Source organism: Arthrobacter sp. P4_H3, assembly GCF_056400885.1.
This window is the reverse complement of sequence record NZ_JBFUKK010000003.1, coordinates 122633-139452: the sequence shown is the minus strand read 5'-3', so window position 1 is coordinate 139452 and position 16820 is coordinate 122633. Positions and strand designations below refer to the sequence as shown.

Here is a 16820-nt window from a genome sequence, read left to right as displayed (position 1 = left end):
TAATATTGATGATTTGACCGTATAATGACGCACGTAATGCAAGTTCAAGCCCAATTGATTGAAAGGACCAACGGATGAAGAAGATTGCCGCAACATTCTTGCTCACCGGCGTTCTGGCTGTTGCAGGATTCGCCGCACCCGCCAACGCCGCTCCGAAGTCGGACACAACTGTCAGCACCTCCAGCAAGACCGTGACTACCCAGTCCTCCATCGGTTGGTGGCCTAACTAGTTCGGCGAGCACGCTGCCCCTGGATTTCACATCCGGGGGCAGTTCCTTTTAAGGGCCGGAAATAGGCAGCTGAACGGTGATCGTGGTGCCAGCGCCGAGTTCGGAAGTAACCGCCAAATACCCCCGATGCGCCTTTACGATGTCGTAAGCAATGGCGAGTCCCAGCCCGCTGCCGGGGACGGCAGTGGACGTAGCGTTGGATGCCCGGAAAAAGCGCGTAAAAAGATGCGGGATTTCTTCGTTCGGGATTCCCACACCCGTGTCGCGTACATGGACATTTACGCCGGGTTCTCCATCCGTCATTGGCTCAACGCGGCAGCTGACAACAATCCGGCCGCCGCTTGGCGTGAATTTGATGGCATTTGAAACCAGGTTCGTAAAAACCTGCTCCAGTTGAACTTCATCGGCGATGATCGCGGGGTCGCCGTCGTCGAGCTCCAGCGAGATGGAGACGTCCCCCAGCTCCGCCAGCGGACGCAGCGCCACCGTCACGATCTGGAGGGTGTGCCCCAGCTGGACAGGCGCCAGATGAAGGTTGGCGCCCTCGTAATCCTGCCGGGAAACAGTGAGCATGTCCTCGATCAGCCGGCGGAGCCGCTCGGAGTTCCGGACGATGATGTCCAGCATCCGGTCCACTTCAGGGGGCACCGGCCCACCCACGCCGTCCTGGATCATGTCCAGGTAGGCGGAGATGGAGGTCAGTGGCGTCCGCAGTTCATGGTTGACGGTGGCCAGGAAATCGGTCTTCGCCTGGTCAAGCTGGCGTAACTGCTTGACCACCTGCTGCTGGGCACTCATCAGGTGGCTCTGGATGAGTCCGTAGGCAACGTTGCCGGCGACGTGCTGTATCAGGGAGATCTCGGTGCGCGTCCACACACGGGGTTCGTCGAGTTGCGCAATCCAGATGGCGCCGAGCGACGATTTTCCTTCGCCCACGGGAACGAACGCGGAGGCCCACGGGCGCATGTGTTCGGTCCACGCCGCCAGGCCCTGGTCCTCGGGGGACCACTCATGGATGTGGTGGTCGTCCACAGCGAGCACCTCGGCCTCCGACCAGAGCCGGTCCGCGACGCGGTGGGCAGAGGATTCATGGATTCCCAGCCCATCCACGATCGGGGCCAGGCCGGGACGGTGCCACTGCGCAGCTATCCGGGGCACACGGTCGTCGTCGAACGTCGTGAACAGAACACGGTCGGCGCCGAACGTCTCCCCGAATCCCTTCACCAGGAGGTCCGAAATTACGTGCGGATCTTGCGTCGCCCGCACGGCGGAGGACACTTTCCGGAGTTTTTCGCGCAGCCGTTCGGCACTCTCCCGCGCCTCGGAGCGCAGCGCGGCACGGCTGATCAGGACATCCGCCCGGTGGACGAGTTCGGCCGGTGCAGCCGGCTTCGCAATGTAGTCCGCCATCCCCAGCGTCCGGACGCTTTCAGCCTCGGTTTCGTCGTTCAGGTCGATCAAAAGAAGCAGCGGGGCAGCCACGGGAAGGCCCGCAAAGGAATGATCCGCGACGACGATGCTGGGGTGCTGCCGTTCCAGCAGCCCGGCAAGACTTTCCTGGCTGGAGGCCCTGGCGACCTCGAAGCCCGCAGCGGACAGGACGTCCGCCGTAGCGGACAGGCGCCCGCTATCCGGGTCCGCCACGATTGCCGTGCGTGGTACGAGTGATTTCTCCGCCGCCAGTATTACCACACTGCCCCCTTCGGTCCCGGTTGAGTACATTGTAGGGTGACATCAGTCGCACGCATCCCATGCGGGCGAACCCTGGCGGGAGGAAGGGTGAATATGTCCGGATATCGCGAGGAAGGCGCAGAGGCGGGTTTGACGCTGGGAGCCGATGGAATGCTCCGGCTGAAGTGGCCCAGGGGCGCGGTGATAACGACGACGGATGCGGAGCGCGCCATGCTCCGGGTGAACCAGTTGTGCGGCGAGGACAGGCATCCCATGCTGGTGGACATGGCCACCACAGCGGAGGTGACCCGCGGGGCCCGCGCCGTGTTCGGCCGCCCGTGCCAGGCGTCCCGGATCGCATTGCTGGGGTCCTCGCCGGTTGACCGGGTGCTGGCCAATTTTTTCCTGGGCATCAACGCCGTGCCGTGCCCCACCAAGTTCTTCACCTCCGAGCGGGACGCCATCGAGTGGCTCTCCTTGACCTGATTCCCCAGGTGGATTACGTCGCCGGCGCCTGATTTTCCTGGCGACAACGCCTGTGCACCTATATTGGTGCCATGCTGTCCGCCCTAAAGAAATATCTGATGATTCCCAAGCTCGTGCGGTTGTCCGCGGGGGCGCCCCGGGATCACCATGCCGCCTGGGATTTGTTTTGGTCCAACGTCAAGGCCACCGGTGCCGCGGGCGATGTACTTTGGGACGCCGGCACTGACCACGAAATGCTGGGCTACGTGGACATGCTGCGCCTCCACCTGGACAGAAACCTGCCTGTGGTGGACATCGGCTGCGGCAACGGCAGCTTCACCCGCCGGCTTGCCGGGCACTTCCCGCACGCCATGGGTATCGACGTCTCCGCCCATGCCGTCCGGCGTGCCCGTGCCGAGTCGGTGGGACTGCCGAACGTCTCCTACGCTGTCCGAGACATGACGGCGCCCGGCTCCGGAACCGGCCTGGGTGAGGAGCTGCACGTTCTCGGCGCGGACGGCGGGGCTAATGTCTTCATCCGCGGCGTCCTCCACGTCCTGCGCGAACGCGACCGGTTCGCCTTGGCGGAAAACGTTCGTGCCATCACGGGAACCCGGGGCCGGGTGTTCCTGGCCGAAACAGATTTCCAGGGGAACGCCGTCGACTATGTGTCGCATCTTGGCGCCACGCTCCGGTCCATTCCCGCGCCGCTCGAAGGCGCCATCCGCGGGTTGCCGATGCCCGGGCACTTTGGCCCGAAGGAGCGGAGCCTGGCCTTCCCGGCCGACCGCTGGGAACTGATCGAGGACGGTCCCACCACGATCGAGACGGTGCCCTTGTCCAGTCCCACGCGGGCGGACCTCATCCCCGGCTATTTTGCGGTCCTGAAGGCCCCGGGCTAAGGAGCGCGCGCCCGGGGCCCCGCCGGTGAGTGCTAGCCGCGGCCCATGCTCGTCGAAGGGTCGCCGTCCGCTTCGGAGGGATCGGCCCGAAGGTCTCCGGGATCCGGGGCAGGAAGGCCCCCGGGACCCGGCACGTCCTGCTGGGCGCCAGCGGTTGTGCCCAGGTCCGGACTTTCACCGGGTTCCGGGTTATCGCCCGGAGGGGTCCCGCGCGGGTCATCAAGCGGCGGCACGTCGTCCGGGTATGCCGGCGGCGTACCCGGCGGGATTTCCGTCGGATCTACCGGGTCCGTGGCGTTGGAACCCTCGCTGATGGAAGAATGAATCCGGATCTCCTCATTAGGATCCCCGGGGTCCGGCGCATGGCCGTCGTCGGTCCTCTCGGCGGTGCCCGCCTGACCGCGGTGCCCCTCAGGTCCCGAGTTCCATCATCAGGGCCGGCAGCTCCTCGGCGAGTTCCCGGGCCAAGTACCCGAGACTCCCCAGGCGGCTCGCCAGCCGGTCACCGGCGGCGGCATGGAGGTGGGTGCCCCAGCAGGTGGCCTGCGCATCCGTGGTGCCCCTGGCGCGCAGTCCTGCGATGGCGCCGGCCAGGATGTCCCCGCTGCCGGACGTACCCAGGCCGCCGTAACCGGTGGTGATTTCCCAGAGGCCGCCGTTCGCCCGGCCGCCCCCGCCCTTCGGGTTGTCCGTGGTGTACCCGGCCGGGGCGGCGATGACACCCTGGCAACTCACCACCGCACCGTAACGCCCGGCTATTTCCGAGACGTCCTGGTGCAGGTCGCTGACGTCCCGCCCCAACAGGACTTCGGACTCGGTGATGTTCGGCGTCAGGATGAGCCGCCCTGCCCACGCGCCGAGCTCGTCCAGGAGCTCCGGAAGGCAACCCAAAGCGTAGGCATCGAGGACAACAGCCGGCCTGTCGCCGGAGGCGCCGCTGCCGGCCCTTCCCCCTTCGCCTCTTCCCCCTCCGTCCCTTCGCTTGCCGTCTCCGGCGGCGTTCCCGGAATCCAGTTTCAGCAGCTCCCTGAGGAGGGACTCGGCTTCGTCCATGTCGTCAAGGCCCGGTCCCACCAGGACTGCCGTTGCCTGCTCCAGTTCCTCAGCCAGAGTGGTTACCCCGGTGCCCCGGACAGCGCCGCCGTCCGTTTCAGCGAGGCCCACCACGCCCGCTTCCGGCAGCGCTACCGCAACCTGCACCGCCGTCGAGCCCGCCACTGCAAGCGTCAGGCGGCCCGCCCCCGCACGCAGCGCCGCCGTGCCGGCCAGGAGTGCGGCGCCCGGCGTCTTCCGGGCGCCCCCGATCACCAGCACCGATCCCCGGTCGTCCTTGCCGGCCCCGCCGCTTGGAAGGGGCCAGTCCCGCAGGAGGGTGGGGGTGACGGGGATGGCCGCGTCGGCCCTACCTCGGGTGGACATTGGCGTCTCCCGCATGTTCAGTCACCGGAACGCCCTCGCTCACCAGATGGTCGGCCATGTTGAAGCTCTCCAGAATCCATGGCCCTGCTCCGTCCGGCCGGACCAACCGCGTGAGCGAGGCGTTGAGGACGGTGGACGTGGCGGCAATATCCAGGATTTCCGGTTCGGTGAGCCCTTCGAGGATGTAGCGGAAGAGCAGGATCAGGGCGTCGTGGCACACCAACACGACGCGCCCTGCGCCCGGTTGCCTTTCGAGGTCGGCCAGCAGGGAGCGAAGCCGAAGCACGACGTCGGCCCAGGACTCACCGCCAGGCGGGCGGTAGTAGAACTTCCCCAGCCACCGCCGTCGCGCTGCTTCCTCCGGAAGCCGGGCTTCCACGCCCGCGGAGGTCAGCATGTCCAGGATGCCCAGTTCCCTGTCCCGGAGCCGTTCGTCGATGAGGATGAATGCGGGCCAGCCTCCGGTTTGCACGGCGAGCTCGGCCGTCTGGCGGGCGCGGACGTACGGCGAGGACCATACTGCCGCGGCACGCTGCTCCTCGGGAAAATCAGCGAACAGCCGGCCCAGGGCCAGGGCCTGCTCGCGCCCGGTAGCGGAAAGCTCCACATCGGCATCCCGGGCAGGGACCTCGATGACGTGTGCCCCGGCCTGTCTGGCGAGGGTAGCGGCCACGTTGCCCTGGCTCTCGCCATGGCGCACCAGCAGAAGCTCGGTCAATCCCGTACTCACAGGACTTCGGTCATCGGATTGCGTCATTGCTACCCCCTTGGTCCGGGTTCGTTCCCCGCGCGTTCTTTCGCGCACTCGCTGACTGCCGATCGCTCGGGAAGGCCCACGTTACTACTGCCCCGGCGTCCTTGTCGCGGCAATCAGGGAAGGCTAGGCTGGCCACCCACCAGCATGCACGTCTCCCCATTTCCCCGACGAACGGACGAAGTCATGAGCAGCTATCACCCGGAAAGCGACCCCTCGAATCCGGACAGGCCCGGCGCGGACGAGACGGAAGAAAAAGAGCGAACGTCCAAGGATCCTGCAGCCACCGCGAATCCTGACCCGTTGGAAGGCAACGTCACCGGGTTGGAGCCCGGCGGCGGTGTTCCGCCCGGCGAAACGCCTCCGGCAGAAGATTCGATGAGCGGGGATCAGGGCCACGAGGAGTAGCTGAATCGCCGTCGGGAAGGGCTATCCTCGACGGATGAAGGGTGCCGTAGCCACAGTCGTCGAGGCCGGAGGCCTCCGTGGACGAATGTATGCCTCGCGTGCCGGCGCAACTGTCCAGCCGGAAGCCCTTGCAGAGATGCCTACGATTGTCCTCATCCATGGGATTGGCGTCTCCCACCGGTACCTTGTCCGGCTGCACCAGGTCCTGGCCAGGACCGCGGATACGGTTTCACTCGACCTGCCGGGTTTTGGAGCCACGCCGCATCCCGAGCGCCAGCTCACTGTGGCCGACTATGCCGCGTTTATCCATGGCGTACTGGACCGGACCGGGGTGGGGCCGCGTGTCCTGGTTGGGCATTCCATGGGGGCGCAATTCGCCCTGGAAGCAGCTCTTCAGCGACCGGACCAGGTGCCGCACGTGGTGCTGATGGGGCCGGTCGTGGACGTCCGGCACCGGACAGTGCTCCGCCAGATGCTTGCGCTGACCAGGGACGCACTGCTGTATGAAACGCCGCGGTCCAACGCGGTGGTGTTCAGCGACTACCTGCGCTGCGGCCCGCGCTGGTACCTCAAGCAGTTGCGGGTCATGATGAGTTACCGGACCGAGGACCGGATCCGCAGCCTGAACACTCCGGTGATGATCCTCCGCGGCGCTTCGGACCCTATCGCATCAGGCGAGTGGTGCCGGATCCTTGCCCGCAGGGCACCGGCAGGCAAGCTGGTGGAGGTCCCGGGCTGCGGGCACGTGGTCCAGTACACCGGAACATCGCAGGTGGCCGACGCAATCTGCGCTTTCACGGGGCTGCCCGGTTCCGGTACCGCGCAGCAGGCCCTGAACCGTCACTAGCCGGGGGCCTGTGCGTGCAGCTTCGCCACCGGCCCGCCAAGTAGGCAAACGCTTTCCGGAGGATGCTGGCAGGATGGACCCATGCGCATTCTTATCGCTCCGGACAAGTTCAAAGGGTCACTGACCGCGGCCCAGGCCGCAAGCGCCATCGCAGAGGGGGCGCTGCGCGTCTATCCCGACGCCGTCGCCACCCAGTTTCCCGTGGCCGACGGCGGGGAAGGCACCCTCGAAGCCGCCGTTGCCGCCGGATACGAGGAGCGCCTGAACGCCGTCGTCGGCCCCATCCTGGCCCCGATCGGTGCAGCCTGGGCCATTCGCAAGGATGCCTTCGGCGGCGCAACCGCCGTCATTGAAACTGCCCAGGCCTCCGGTCTGGCGCACATGGAACCGACACCCGCTAACGCGCTGCGTGCCCACAGTTACGGCTGCGGCCAGCTGATCGCCGCCGCGCTGGACGCCGGGGCTACGGAGATCGTGCTGGGCGTCGGCGGTTCTGCGATGACCGACGGCGGCAGCGGCGCGTTGCGCGCACTGGGCCTGAAGCCTTTGGACGCGGCCGGAAACGTGGTTCCCCTGGGCGGTGGCTCCCTGGCGGAGGTTGTCCGCGTCGACGTTTCAGGTGTCGATCCGCGGCTCGCCGCGGCAAAGATCCGGATCGCCGTGGACGTTCAGAACCCGCTGTTCGGCAACGACGGTGCGGCGCACGTCTTTGGCCCCCAGAAAGGGGCTGATGCGGACGCCGCGGAACTTCTGGATGCGGGTCTCCGCAACTGGGCCTCCGTGCTCCGACAGGCCACGGGACGCGACGTAAACGTTCCCGGAGCCGGCGCGGCCGGCGGGTTCCCGGCGTCGTTCCTTGCTTTCAGCGGCGCCACGCTGGAAGGCGGTTTTGCCTTGGTGGCGGACCTTACGGGTCTGGCCGGTCAGTTGGCCGAGGCTGATCTGGTGATCACGGGCGAGGGTTCCATGGATTCGCAGTCGCTGACGGGGAAAGCCCCGATTGCCCTTGCGGATGCGGCACGCGAACGGGGCATCCCGGTGATTGTGGTGGCGGGGCGGATCCTGGTCACCGCGGAGGACCTCGCCAGGCACGGAGTGGTGGCCGCGGCGCAGCTGCTGGACGTCGCAGCCAGCCCCGAGGACGCCATCGCCAATGCCGCCAAGTACCTCGCCCGGGCTACCAGTCAGGTCCTCGAAGGCGCCTGACGGTGCGAGGCCGCTAAGCCCCGGTCTCGTAGTGCGGTTCAGCCACGGGCTTGGACTCGGGCGAACCCCGTTCGCGCAGATAGACGGACGCGCCAACCAGGACGGCAACGGCCAGGAATTCGCTCTGCCAGTTCTGGAACGACTCGAACCAGAAGCGGCTCGTGGCAAGGTAGCCGAGGAGCGTCACGCCCGGCTGTCCATGGCTTTGCTGCTCCTGGCTGTATTCCTCGCTGCCCCCGACGGCATGGAGGGTGAAGGATGCGAGGAACAGCAGCAGGAACATGATCGACAGTGAGTGTTCGTACAACTTGAGCACCACACCTCCGCGGCGCACCGGCCAGGGCGTGGCGGCCTTCACCGTTGCATCCCGCGGATCCTGGTCCTGCGGCGCGGTGCGGCCCATCGGTTTAGATTCCGAGGAGCCCTTCTGGAAGAGGAAGACCGTCAGGATGACATACATGCCCATCTGCAGGAATTCCGATTCCCAGTTCTCGAAGGTCGCTTCCAGGAATGCGCCGGTGGCGAGGTAGCCCGCAATTCCCACCGCCGGCTGTCCGTGCGCAAGCTGGTCTTCGCTGTAGTCGCTGGCCCCGCTGACGATCATGCCGCCGAAAAACAGTGCGAACAATCCGATGTTGGCCAGCATCAGCCCGTGTTCCTTAACCCACTTCTTCATGGCGCCTCCCGGAGAGTTTGATTGAATTCTGGCGCAGGCCCGCCACGGTCATTCTGGCTAGACCTTCGATGCCCGTTTGAGGAGCCAGTTCGGCACGAGAACAAGCAGCAGGACCATGGCGGCGAGCAGCCCTCCGCCCGCGAGGAATCCGGCATCCCGCCCGGCGGTCACATCGAACACGAGTGACGCCGTTCCTGCGCTGAGGAGTGCGACGCCGGCCAGCGCCACTTTTGCTATCCGGTCCGCACTCGAAACGAGCGTCTTCTTGAGCTGCTTCCGGAAGAGCCTGCGGTGCACGCTGACCGGGAGGAGGATGACGGCGGTGGTCAGTGCGGCAAGGATCACGTTGGTCAGGTAGAGCCCCACCTGGTAATCGTCCAGTGTCTTGAACCGCTCCTGGAAAGGAATGGTCAGGAGGAAGCCGGCGAGGATCTGCACCCCTGTCTGCAGTACCCGGAGTTCCTGGATCAGCTCTCCCCAGTTGCGGTCCATCTGTTGATTGACGGATTCGTTCCTGCCGTCGCCAACCACCGCGTCGCGTTCTGACATGGGCTCACCTCCGGGCCTGGCACGCCGCTGCGCGCAACTAACTCTCAACCTAGGCTTGAAGCCTTCGTCAGGCAATACTCCGCCTGCAGGGCAATACTAAGTTTGCTGACTAATTTGTCCAAAACGGTGGACTTGCCCTGTTTGCTGGGATAGTTTCGAAGGGCCGGTCACGGACCGGAACCAGCACGAAACCGAGACGCTAGCGAGGTGGACTATGACGGACAACAAGCAGGACCACCAGCCGCGGGACCCCCGGACGGGTTACCATTCAGGCCCTTTCCCGGAGCAGGTGCAGGAGCAGCCGGGACTCACGGCGCCCATGGAACCCCAGCCGGACCACGGTGAGGAAAGCTACTCCGGAAGCAACGCGCTCGCAGGCAAGGCGGCGCTGATAACCGGCGGCGACTCCGGCATCGGCAAGGCCGTGGCCATCGCCTTCGCCCGTGAAGGCGCCGACGTCGCCATCTCCTACCTCCCCGAAGAGGAAGCCGACGCGCAGGACACTGCCGCATGGATCCGCAAAGCCGGACAGCGCCCGTTGCTGCTGCCCGGGGACGGCCGCTCTGAGGAGTTCAGCACCAAGATCGTGGAGGACACGCTGCAGGAGTTCGGCCGGCTGGACGTTGTGGTGCTCAATGCGGCCTATCAGAAGAACCGGGACAGCTTCGAGACGCTTCCCACCGAGGAATTCGACCGGGTTTTCAAGACCAACCTCTACTCCCTGCTGTGGACGGCCAGGGCCGCCGTGCCGCATCTGAAGGCGGGCGCTTCCATTATCACCACCGCGTCCATCCAGGCTTTCAACCCGTCGCCGGGACTCATCGACTACGCCATGACCAAGGGCGCCCAGGTTGCCTTCACCAAGGCCTTGGCCCAGGAACTGGGACCCAAGGGCATCCGGGTCAACGCGGTTGCCCCCGGCCCCATCTGGACGCCGCTGATCCCCGCCACGGAATGGCCGGAGAAGCTGCCGAAGTTCGGTCAGGACACCCCGTTGGGACGAGCGGGACAGCCCGCTGAGCTCGCGGCGGCCTACGTCCTGCTCGCCTCGGACCACGGCTCCTACATTTCCGGGGCGGTGCTTCCGGTGACAGGCGGTAAAGGCCTCTGACACGTTGCGCTCCGGGGTAACCCGGCACCAGGCGCTACTGACTTTCCATTCAGACCCGACCAGCCAGGAGGAATGAGATGACCAACGACAGCCAGGGAACCCCCATCGAAGAGGAAGGCGGTTACGGCACGCCAACAGTCGAGCAGGAAACGGGCGGCGCGGACACTAAGAAGTTCGCCCAGCCCCGCGAGGAAGAGGCGTTCGACGCGGCTGGCCTGAGCCAGGACAGCCCGGACGGAGAATCCTATCCGGCCGGAGCGCCGGACCTCAGCCAGTTCGGCGCCGAGGACCAGGACAGTGCAGGCGAACCCGGAGCAGGACGCTTCGGAGGTACGGAGGATCAATTGAAGGCAGAGAACGAAAGCACCGACCCCGGCTTCGAGGACAGTGCGGAAGCAGATGCGGGCGACGCGGCAGTGCCCTCCGCGGAAGCGGAAATGGACGAGTCCAACACCGAGGATCCGGACGCGGGACGTCCGTTCTCTTCGGAACCCAGCCAGGACGCGGCAGGAATCCCGGACGGCAGCGGCACTGATCTGCCGGACAGCAAGGCCCCCAAGGACCGCGACGACGACACGTTCGACGCCGGCTAAACGGCCGCCGTCGTCCGCCCGTCCAAAGGGCGGCCCCGCGACGCTGCTGCACCCGACGCTGCTGCACCCGACGCTGCTGCGGCGCCGCCGTCGTGGGGCACTATGGCCGAGGTGTGCCGCGGAAACGGGTTCAGCACGCGGCGTGTCCGTGTCGAAGTGCCCCGGGTTGGCCGCGGGTCGTCACTGTTCCGGCGGATGTTCCTACGGGCGCTTTTTCGGTGCCCGCTTGGCAGCGGCGTTCATGGCGGCCTTGACGGCAGGCGGCAGCCCGGCCTGCTCGGTCTCCGGTTCAGCAACGCTGCCGCGGGCCTTCGCGATCGCCTTCATGCCGTGGTAGATCACCAGTGCGGCGGCGGATCCCAGGGCGATGCCGGTGAACGTTAGTTCTCCGATGGTCCAGGTGTAGTCGGCGACGCCGATGATCAGGGCCACCGCAGCCGTGGTCAGGTTGACGGGGTTGGAGAAGTTGACCTTGTTCTGGACCCAGATCTTCACGCCCAGGATGCCGATCATGCCGTAGAGCATGGTGGCGGCACCGCCCAGCACCCCTGCGGGAACCGTGGCTATCAGTTCGCCGAACTTCGGGGAGAAGCTCAGGATGATCGCGAAGACGCCGGCCACCCAGTAGGCCGCCGTCGAGTACACCTTGGTGGCCGCCATGACGCCAATGTTTTCGGCATAGGTGGTGGTACCCGAACCGCCGCCGAAGCCGGCCAGCACGGTGGCGGCGCCGTCGGCCATCAGGGCCCGGCCGGAGACGCCGTCGAGGTTTTGGCCGGTCATGGCGGACACGGATTTCACGTGGCCGATGTTCTCGGCAACCAGCACCAGCACCACGGGAACGAAGAGGCCAACCACGCCGAGGTGGAACTCCGGGGTCTGGAAGTGCGGCAGGCCCACCCACGCGGCCGCGTCCATCTTCGCGTAATCCACCTCACCGCGGACCATGGCCACGAGGTAGCCCACCACCACGCCCACCAGAATGCTCAAACGGCCCAGGATGCCCTTGAACAGCACGCTGACCAGGATGATGGTGGCCAGGGTGATCACCGCAGTGACGGGAGCTGCATCGAAGTTGTTCCTTGCGGCCGGCGCCAGGTTCAGCCCGATCAGCGCCACGATGGCACCGGTGACGATGGGTGGCATGAGCCGGTTGATCCAGCCGGCTCCGAACTTCTGCACCACGGCGCCGATGATGGCCAGCCCGACGCCGGCGAGCACCACTCCGCCTAGGGCGCCGGGAATCCCGAACTGCTGTTGGGACGCCATGATCGGGGCTATGAACGCAAAACTTGAGCCGAGGTAGCTGGGCACCCTGCCCTGCGTAATGACCAGGAACAGCAGGGTTCCGATGCCCGAGAAGAACAGCGTGGTGGCCGGCGGCATGCCGGTGATGATGGGCACCAGGAACGTGGCACCGAACATGGCCACCACGTGCTGCATTCCCACTCCGATGGTCAATGGCCAGGTGAGCCGTTCGCCGGGGGCCACCACCTCGCCGGGGCGAACCGACTTTCCGTTGCCGTGGAGCTTCCATTTGGTGCCGAGCATGCTCATGGCCGGGAGCCTTTCAAGAGAAGGTATCGCGGGAGGGGGAAGGAATCTTCCGGAGCAACATTACCGCGCAGGACGCCTCGGACACCGCTGTGCCGAGGGTCACGCGCAGTCACGGGAAGAGGAAAGCTTCGCTTGAAGTTGCAACTATGGATAGCAGAACCGCCGGCCACCCCGGGTGGGCGGGTCCAGCGAAAGGTATGCAGATGACAATCGCACATGAAGAAGCAGTGATCGATGCGGCCGCAGTGGACGCGATTTTCGCCGAAGCCCGTACGGCCAACGCCTTTACCGGCGAGGTCACGGACGAGCAGGCCCGCGCCATTTACGAACTCACCAAGTTCGGCCCCACGGCCTTCAACTCCCAGCCCCTGCGCGTGACCTACATCCGCTCCGAACAGGCGCGCGGCCAGCTCGTGGAGACCCTCTCGGCGGGCAACCGGGCCAAGACCGCGTCCGCCCCGCTGGTTGCCGTGCTCAGCTACGACACCGCCTGGCAGGAGCAGTGGGACAACTTCCTGCCCGGCTACAACGCACCCAAGGCCATGTACGATTCCGCACCGGAGCTCGCGGCAAGCACAGGCAACAACAACGCCCACCTGCAGGCCGGCTACTTCATCCTGGCCGTCCGTTCGCTCGGTTTCGCGGCCGGCCCCATGACGGGTGCTGATTTCTCCGCCATCGATGCGGCGTTCTTCCCGGCGGGGGACCAGAAGAGCTTCCTGGTGGTGAACATCGGCCAGCCCGGCCCTGACGCCTGGGGCGAAGCAAAGCCGAAGTTCGCCTACGACGACGTGGTCCGCACCGTCTAGTCATCGGTCTAGTACCCGTCCAGTAGCCCGCACGGTTACACAGAGAGGCCCCCGGCACGATGGGGGACACGCCGGAGGCACTCTGGGCAACATTTCTGCAGGTATCTGCACGGCATGTGTCCGGGGCCACTTCTCATTTTAGTCGAAATTGCCACTCTGGCTACTGTGCCCGGCCGCCCCGCGCGGACGGGCACAGTGGCACACTGGCCCTATGCGGAACCTGATTCTGGTGGCTTTTATCGAGCCCGTCACCGACGGGCTGGTGTTCCCCCGCGACGACTGGCCCCTCCACATCACGCTGGTGAGGTTCGACGTGGACGCGGAGTCCGGCGAGGGAGTTAAGACCGACGGCGGCGGGCAGGGCGCCGGACTCGCCGAACGGATTGCCGGACTCATCGACCTGCCCGTGCGGGCGGCCCTCGGCACCAGGCTCACCATGGGTGACGACGCCGGCTTCGGCCGGCAGGAGTCCGTCCCGGTCAGCCTGGTCGAGCCCAGCCGGTCCTTGCAGGCACTTCACGAGTCACTCGTGGGAACCGTTATGGAGCTGCCGGGCCGGGTGCCCACGCCGCACCACATCCTGGACAACTACCGTCCCCATGTGTCCCATCACGGTGACAAGCGTCCCCAACCGGGCGACGTCGTCGTACTGGACCGCGTCGCCCTGGTGGATATGGCGCCGGACGGAAACCATTCCGTCCGGCGCATCCTCCGTCTGTGGGAACTTACGAAATAACCCCGTCCACCAGGGCCTTGGCTTCTGCCTGGACCTGCTTGAGGTGGTCGGCGCCCTTGAACGACTCGGCGTAGATCTTGTAGACGTCCTCGGTGCCGGAAGGGCGGGCAGCGAACCAGGCGTTCTCGGTGACCACCTTCAGGCCGCCGATGGAGGCGCCGTTGCCCGGAGCCTCGGTGAGCTTGGCCGTGATGGTTTCCCCGGCGAGCTCAGTGGCCGTCACGTCGGACGGTGAAAGCTTGCCAAGCGCCGCTTTCTGCTCGCGCGTGGCTGCGGCGTCGATGCGGGCGTAGACGGGGTCGCCGAACTGATCCGTGAGGCCCTTGTACAGCTGCGACGGCGATTTGCCAGTGACGGCGGTGATTTCCGATGCCAGAAGTGCCAGCAGGATGCCGTCCTTGTCGGTGGTCCAGACGCTGCCGTCCATCTTGTTGAACGAAGCGCCGGCGGATTCCTCGCCGCCGAATGCGCCCTCCCCGGACAGCAGTCCGGGGACAAACCATTTGAAGCCCACGGGGACCTCCACCAGTTTGCGGCCCAGGCTTTCGGCCACCCGGTCGATGATCGAGGAGGAAACGAGCGTCTTGCCGATCACGGACTGCGGGTTCCAGCCGGTGCGGTGGCGGTAGAGGTAGTCGATGGCCACGGCGAGGTAGTGGTTCGGGTTCATCAGCCCGCCGTCCGGGGTGACGATGCCGTGGCGGTCGGCGTCAGCGTCGTTGCCCGTGGCGACGTCGTAGGCTGCGGACCCGTCCGCACTAACAGACATCCGGTTGATCAGCGAGGCCATGGCTGACGGTGAGGAGCAGTCCATCCGGATTTTCTCGTCCCAGTCCAGCGTCATAAAGGCCCACTGCGGGTCAACGGTGGGGTTGACCACGGTGAGGTTCAGGTGGTGCCGTTCGCCGATCTCGCCCCAGTAGTCAACGGACGCGCCGCCCATGGGGTCGGCGCCGATCCGGACGCCGGCTTCACGGATGGCGTTCAGGTCCAGCACCGACGGGAGGTCGTCCACGTAGCTGCTGAGGAAGTCGAATTTGCCGGTGGTGTCCGCGGCCAGGGCGTCCGCCACAGGGATGCGCTTGACGCCGCGGAGCCCGTTCTCGAGGAGCTCGTTGGCGCGGTTGGCGATCCATCCGGTGGCATCGGTGTCTGCGGGTCCGCCGTGCGGCGGGTTGTACTTGAAGCCGCCGTCGCCGGGCGGATTGTGGCTGGGCGTGACCACAATGCCGTCAGCCTGCGGGGCGCCGGCCGGGGCATTGTTGTTGTGCGTGAGGATGGCGTGGCTTAGGGCCGGAGTGGGTGTGTAACCGTGGCGGGCGTCGATGAGGACGTTCACGCCGTTGGCTGCCAGCACCTCCAGTGCGGAGTTCTGCGCCGGTTCGCTGAGGGCATGCGTATCCTTGGCCATGTACAGCGGGCCGGTGATGCCCTGGCCGGCACGGTATTCCACGATGGCCTGGGTGATGGCCACAATGTGGGGCTCATTGAACGAAGCCTTCAGGCTGGACCCCCGGTGCCCGGACGTGCCGAACGCAACGCGCTGGCCCGGATCGCTCAGGTCGGGAGAAACATCGTAATACGCGTCCAGGAGCGCAGTGAGGTCAACAAGGTCTTGGGGTTGGGCAACTGTGCCCGCGCGGCTAGCCATGGCACCAGCATGCCAGACGACGGCGGGACACAACACGGTTTGAACCGGAATCCGGCCCCTATGACGCCGAATTTCACCGGGCATTTACCAATTCATTCCTAATCCCATTTAATTCGGACAGTATTTGGACGCGAAAAAGCGAGTGGTGGCGCCAAAAGTACCTATATACCCGCCGTCGCAGGGCTGCTAATTTCAAAAGAAATTACGACGGCGGACCCTCCTCCGCCGGGAGCGTTGCGGCGAATCCAAGGGGACACTCAATGGCGGCAGGGGACGGAGCGGCAGAACAGTCACGGCTCGCGGCCGAGCGGATTGCCCGGCTGAAGCGCCAGCTGGACCACGCCGAACGCGCGGCCGATACCTGGGGTGCCGGTGCCGACGGGGAGCGCCGCACCGCCAACACGCTCAGCGAGCTGGCTCCGCACGGCTGGTTCCTGCTGCACGACGTCCACTGGCCCGGCCGCCCGCTTGCCAACCTGGACCACGTACTGGTGGGGCCGGGCGGCGTTGTAGTGGTGGATTCCAAGAACTGGTCGGGGAACGTCGAGGTCCGGGACGGGGTGCTCAGGCAGAACGGCTACACGAGGAATCCCGCCGTGGACGGCGCCCTGGGACAGGCGGCCGCAGTGGCTGCCTTGCTCAGTGCTCCCCACCGGCACCTGGTCCGTTCCATCATCTGCCTGACCGGCCAGCCAGACCTCGGCGAGGTAACGGATTCCGGCGTTGACGTGTTGGGCATCAACCGTGTTGTTGCCCGAATAGCGGCGCTCCCGGCAGTGCTGGATCAGGAGACGGTAGTGGGCGTCTACTCCCATCTGGGACAACAGCTGACGCAGCCACCGTCGTCCGGAGCCCTTAACTACCGGGGCATGCCCATTCAAAGCCCGGCGCGGTGGCCGGGGCTGAACCCGGACCAGGGCCCGCACCAGGGGACCAGGTATCCGTCGCCCCTGCCCAGCCGCTATCACGGACCCGTGGCCGGCAACGCCGCGGGCCGGGTGTTCCCGGTGGACACCCCGCGGCCCCCGCAGTACCTCAAAACTCAGTACGGTGAACGCCGGTTCCGCAAAAGCCGGGCGGTCGGCGCCCTGTGGAGCCTGCTGATCCTGGGGATCGTGGCAGTGGCACTCTCGGCGCCACTCTGGCTCCGCTAGCCGTATTTCAGGCGGCCGCATCACGGCTGCATCACAGGTGCATCACGGGTGCGTACGGGGACGGCACGTCCGGGCGGCGCGT

The 16820-nt window shown here is 66.1% G+C and carries 18 protein-coding genes; 11 read left to right on the top strand and 7 right to left on the bottom strand.

Annotated elements, in window-relative coordinates; translation table 11 throughout:
• Positions 1-74: 74 nt before the first annotated feature.
• Positions 75-230, top strand: a complete 156-nt coding sequence (locus tag AC1DRE_RS05825) for a hypothetical protein (protein ID WP_181038961.1) — start codon at positions 75-77, stop codon at positions 228-230.
• 48 nt (positions 231-278) lie between these two features.
• Here the strand turns inward: AC1DRE_RS05825 and AC1DRE_RS05820 are convergent, their stop codons facing one another.
• The gene (locus AC1DRE_RS05820) at positions 279-1922 is read right to left on the bottom strand and encodes an ATP-binding protein (RefSeq protein ID WP_476983736.1); all 1644 of its coding nucleotides are present in this window, start codon (positions 1920-1922) and stop codon (positions 279-281) included.
• 93 nt (positions 1923-2015) lie between these two features.
• On the opposite strand from AC1DRE_RS05820, the gene AC1DRE_RS05815 reads away from it, so the two are divergent.
• Complete coding sequence (locus AC1DRE_RS05815; protein WP_476983735.1) at positions 2016-2387, top strand: DUF7793 family protein; 372 nt, start codon at positions 2016-2018, stop codon at positions 2385-2387.
• A 71-nt stretch (positions 2388-2458) separates the two neighbouring features.
• The gene (locus AC1DRE_RS05810) at positions 2459-3268 is read left to right on the top strand and encodes a class I SAM-dependent methyltransferase (RefSeq protein WP_476983734.1); all 810 of its coding nucleotides are present in this window, start codon (positions 2459-2461) and stop codon (positions 3266-3268) included.
• A 411-nt stretch (positions 3269-3679) separates the two neighbouring features.
• On the opposite strand, the gene AC1DRE_RS05805 is transcribed toward AC1DRE_RS05810, so the two are convergent.
• A complete protein-coding gene (locus AC1DRE_RS05805; RefSeq protein ID WP_476983733.1) occupies positions 3680-4687 on the bottom strand; it encodes an ADP-dependent NAD(P)H-hydrate dehydratase in 1008 nt (335 codons plus the stop codon).
• Positions 4671-5444 carry a histidine phosphatase family protein gene (locus tag AC1DRE_RS05800; protein ID WP_476983732.1) on the bottom strand — a complete coding sequence of 258 codons (774 nt, stop codon included), beginning with the start codon at positions 5442-5444 and terminating at the stop codon, positions 4671-4673. Before AC1DRE_RS05800 ends, AC1DRE_RS05805 begins: the two co-directional genes overlap by 17 nt.
• 183 nt (positions 5445-5627) lie before the next feature.
• Between AC1DRE_RS05800 and AC1DRE_RS05795 the strand changes: the two genes are divergently transcribed.
• The 3 genes from AC1DRE_RS05795 to AC1DRE_RS05785 all read left to right on the top strand — a co-directional run bounded on the left by AC1DRE_RS05795 (position 5628) and on the right by AC1DRE_RS05785 (position 7902).
• A complete protein-coding gene (locus AC1DRE_RS05795; RefSeq protein WP_476983731.1) occupies positions 5628-5849 on the top strand; it encodes a DUF6480 family protein in 222 nt (73 codons plus the stop codon).
• A 34-nt stretch (positions 5850-5883) separates the two neighbouring features.
• Positions 5884-6696 carry an alpha/beta fold hydrolase gene (locus tag AC1DRE_RS05790; RefSeq protein WP_476983730.1) on the top strand — a complete coding sequence of 271 codons (813 nt, stop codon included), beginning with the start codon at positions 5884-5886 and terminating at the stop codon, positions 6694-6696.
• Positions 6697-6777: 81 nt separating this feature from the next.
• A complete protein-coding gene (locus tag AC1DRE_RS05785; RefSeq protein WP_476983729.1) occupies positions 6778-7902 on the top strand; it encodes a glycerate kinase in 1125 nt (374 codons plus the stop codon).
• 13 nt (positions 7903-7915) lie between these two features.
• Here the strand turns inward: AC1DRE_RS05785 and AC1DRE_RS05780 are convergent, their stop codons facing one another.
• Positions 7916-8578 (bottom strand): DUF6766 family protein, encoded by a 663-nt coding sequence (locus tag AC1DRE_RS05780; protein WP_209741704.1) that lies wholly within the window; start codon positions 8576-8578, stop codon positions 7916-7918.
• Between the two features lie 57 nt (positions 8579-8635).
• Entirely contained in the window at positions 8636-9127 is a 492-nt protein-coding gene (locus AC1DRE_RS05775) for a DUF6328 family protein (RefSeq protein ID WP_476983728.1), read from the bottom strand.
• Between the two features lie 214 nt (positions 9128-9341).
• On the opposite strand from AC1DRE_RS05775, the gene AC1DRE_RS05770 reads away from it, so the two are divergent.
• Entirely contained in the window at positions 9342-10238 is an 897-nt protein-coding gene (locus AC1DRE_RS05770) for an SDR family oxidoreductase (RefSeq protein ID WP_476983727.1), read from the top strand.
• Positions 10239-10315: 77 nt separating this feature from the next.
• Positions 10316-10831 carry a hypothetical protein gene (locus AC1DRE_RS05765; protein WP_476983726.1) on the top strand — a complete coding sequence of 172 codons (516 nt, stop codon included), beginning with the start codon at positions 10316-10318 and terminating at the stop codon, positions 10829-10831.
• Between the two features lie 201 nt (positions 10832-11032).
• On the opposite strand, the gene AC1DRE_RS05760 is transcribed toward AC1DRE_RS05765, so the two are convergent.
• Entirely contained in the window at positions 11033-12388 is a 1356-nt protein-coding gene (locus AC1DRE_RS05760) for a uracil-xanthine permease family protein (protein WP_476983725.1), read from the bottom strand.
• A gap of 203 nt (positions 12389-12591) precedes the next feature.
• Here AC1DRE_RS05760 and AC1DRE_RS05755 point away from each other — a divergent pair, with 203 nt between their 5' ends.
• Together AC1DRE_RS05755 and AC1DRE_RS05750 are read left to right on the top strand one after the other, a co-directional pair.
• Positions 12592-13197, top strand: coding sequence for a malonic semialdehyde reductase (locus tag AC1DRE_RS05755; protein ID WP_476983724.1), 606 nt, complete (start codon positions 12592-12594; stop codon positions 13195-13197).
• A gap of 211 nt (positions 13198-13408) precedes the next feature.
• On the top strand, positions 13409-13933 hold the full coding sequence (locus AC1DRE_RS05750) for a hypothetical protein (RefSeq protein ID WP_476983723.1): 525 nt from the start codon (positions 13409-13411) through the stop codon (positions 13931-13933).
• On the opposite strand, the gene pgm is transcribed toward AC1DRE_RS05750, so the two are convergent.
• Positions 13923-15584 carry a phosphoglucomutase (alpha-D-glucose-1,6-bisphosphate-dependent) gene (gene pgm / locus AC1DRE_RS05745; RefSeq protein WP_476983722.1) on the bottom strand — a complete coding sequence of 554 codons (1662 nt, stop codon included), beginning with the start codon at positions 15582-15584 and terminating at the stop codon, positions 13923-13925. The genes AC1DRE_RS05750 and pgm overlap by 11 nt on opposite strands.
• 260 nt (positions 15585-15844) lie before the next feature.
• Here pgm and AC1DRE_RS05740 point away from each other — a divergent pair, with 260 nt between their 5' ends.
• Entirely contained in the window at positions 15845-16738 is an 894-nt protein-coding gene (locus AC1DRE_RS05740; RefSeq protein WP_476983721.1) for a nuclease-related domain-containing protein, read from the top strand.
• Positions 16739-16820: the final 82 nt, after the last annotated feature.

What these genes read in the sequence shown, in the direction of transcription:
- AC1DRE_RS05825 (WP_181038961.1), top strand. Translation starts at nt 75, where the DNA reads ATGAAGAAGATTGCCGCAACATTCTTGCTCACCGGCGTTCTGGCTGTT.
- AC1DRE_RS05815 (WP_476983735.1), top strand. Translation starts at nt 2,016, where the DNA reads ATGTCCGGATATCGCGAGGAAGGCGCAGAGGCGGGTTTGACGCTGGGA.
- AC1DRE_RS05810 (WP_476983734.1), top strand. Translation starts at nt 2,459, where the DNA reads ATGCTGTCCGCCCTAAAGAAATATCTGATGATTCCCAAGCTCGTGCGG.
- AC1DRE_RS05805 (WP_476983733.1), bottom strand. Translation starts at nt 4,687, where the DNA reads ATGTCCACCCGAGGTAGGGCCGACGCGGCCATCCCCGTCACCCCCACC.
- AC1DRE_RS05800 (WP_476983732.1), bottom strand. Translation starts at nt 5,444, where the DNA reads ATGACGCAATCCGATGACCGAAGTCCTGTGAGTACGGGATTGACCGAG.
- AC1DRE_RS05795 (WP_476983731.1), top strand. Translation starts at nt 5,628, where the DNA reads ATGAGCAGCTATCACCCGGAAAGCGACCCCTCGAATCCGGACAGGCCC.
- AC1DRE_RS05790 (WP_476983730.1), top strand. Translation starts at nt 5,884, where the DNA reads ATGAAGGGTGCCGTAGCCACAGTCGTCGAGGCCGGAGGCCTCCGTGGA.
- AC1DRE_RS05785 (WP_476983729.1), top strand. Translation starts at nt 6,778, where the DNA reads ATGCGCATTCTTATCGCTCCGGACAAGTTCAAAGGGTCACTGACCGCG.
- AC1DRE_RS05780 (WP_209741704.1), bottom strand. Translation starts at nt 8,578, where the DNA reads ATGAAGAAGTGGGTTAAGGAACACGGGCTGATGCTGGCCAACATCGGA.
- AC1DRE_RS05775 (WP_476983728.1), bottom strand. Translation starts at nt 9,127, where the DNA reads ATGTCAGAACGCGACGCGGTGGTTGGCGACGGCAGGAACGAATCCGTC.
- AC1DRE_RS05770 (WP_476983727.1), top strand. Translation starts at nt 9,342, where the DNA reads ATGACGGACAACAAGCAGGACCACCAGCCGCGGGACCCCCGGACGGGT.
- AC1DRE_RS05765 (WP_476983726.1), top strand. Translation starts at nt 10,316, where the DNA reads ATGACCAACGACAGCCAGGGAACCCCCATCGAAGAGGAAGGCGGTTAC.
- AC1DRE_RS05760 (WP_476983725.1), bottom strand. Translation starts at nt 12,388, where the DNA reads ATGAGCATGCTCGGCACCAAATGGAAGCTCCACGGCAACGGAAAGTCG.
- AC1DRE_RS05755 (WP_476983724.1), top strand. Translation starts at nt 12,592, where the DNA reads ATGACAATCGCACATGAAGAAGCAGTGATCGATGCGGCCGCAGTGGAC.
- AC1DRE_RS05750 (WP_476983723.1), top strand. Translation starts at nt 13,409, where the DNA reads ATGCGGAACCTGATTCTGGTGGCTTTTATCGAGCCCGTCACCGACGGG.
- pgm (WP_476983722.1), bottom strand. Translation starts at nt 15,584, where the DNA reads ATGGCTAGCCGCGCGGGCACAGTTGCCCAACCCCAAGACCTTGTTGAC.
- AC1DRE_RS05740 (WP_476983721.1), top strand. Translation starts at nt 15,845, where the DNA reads ATGGCGGCAGGGGACGGAGCGGCAGAACAGTCACGGCTCGCGGCCGAG.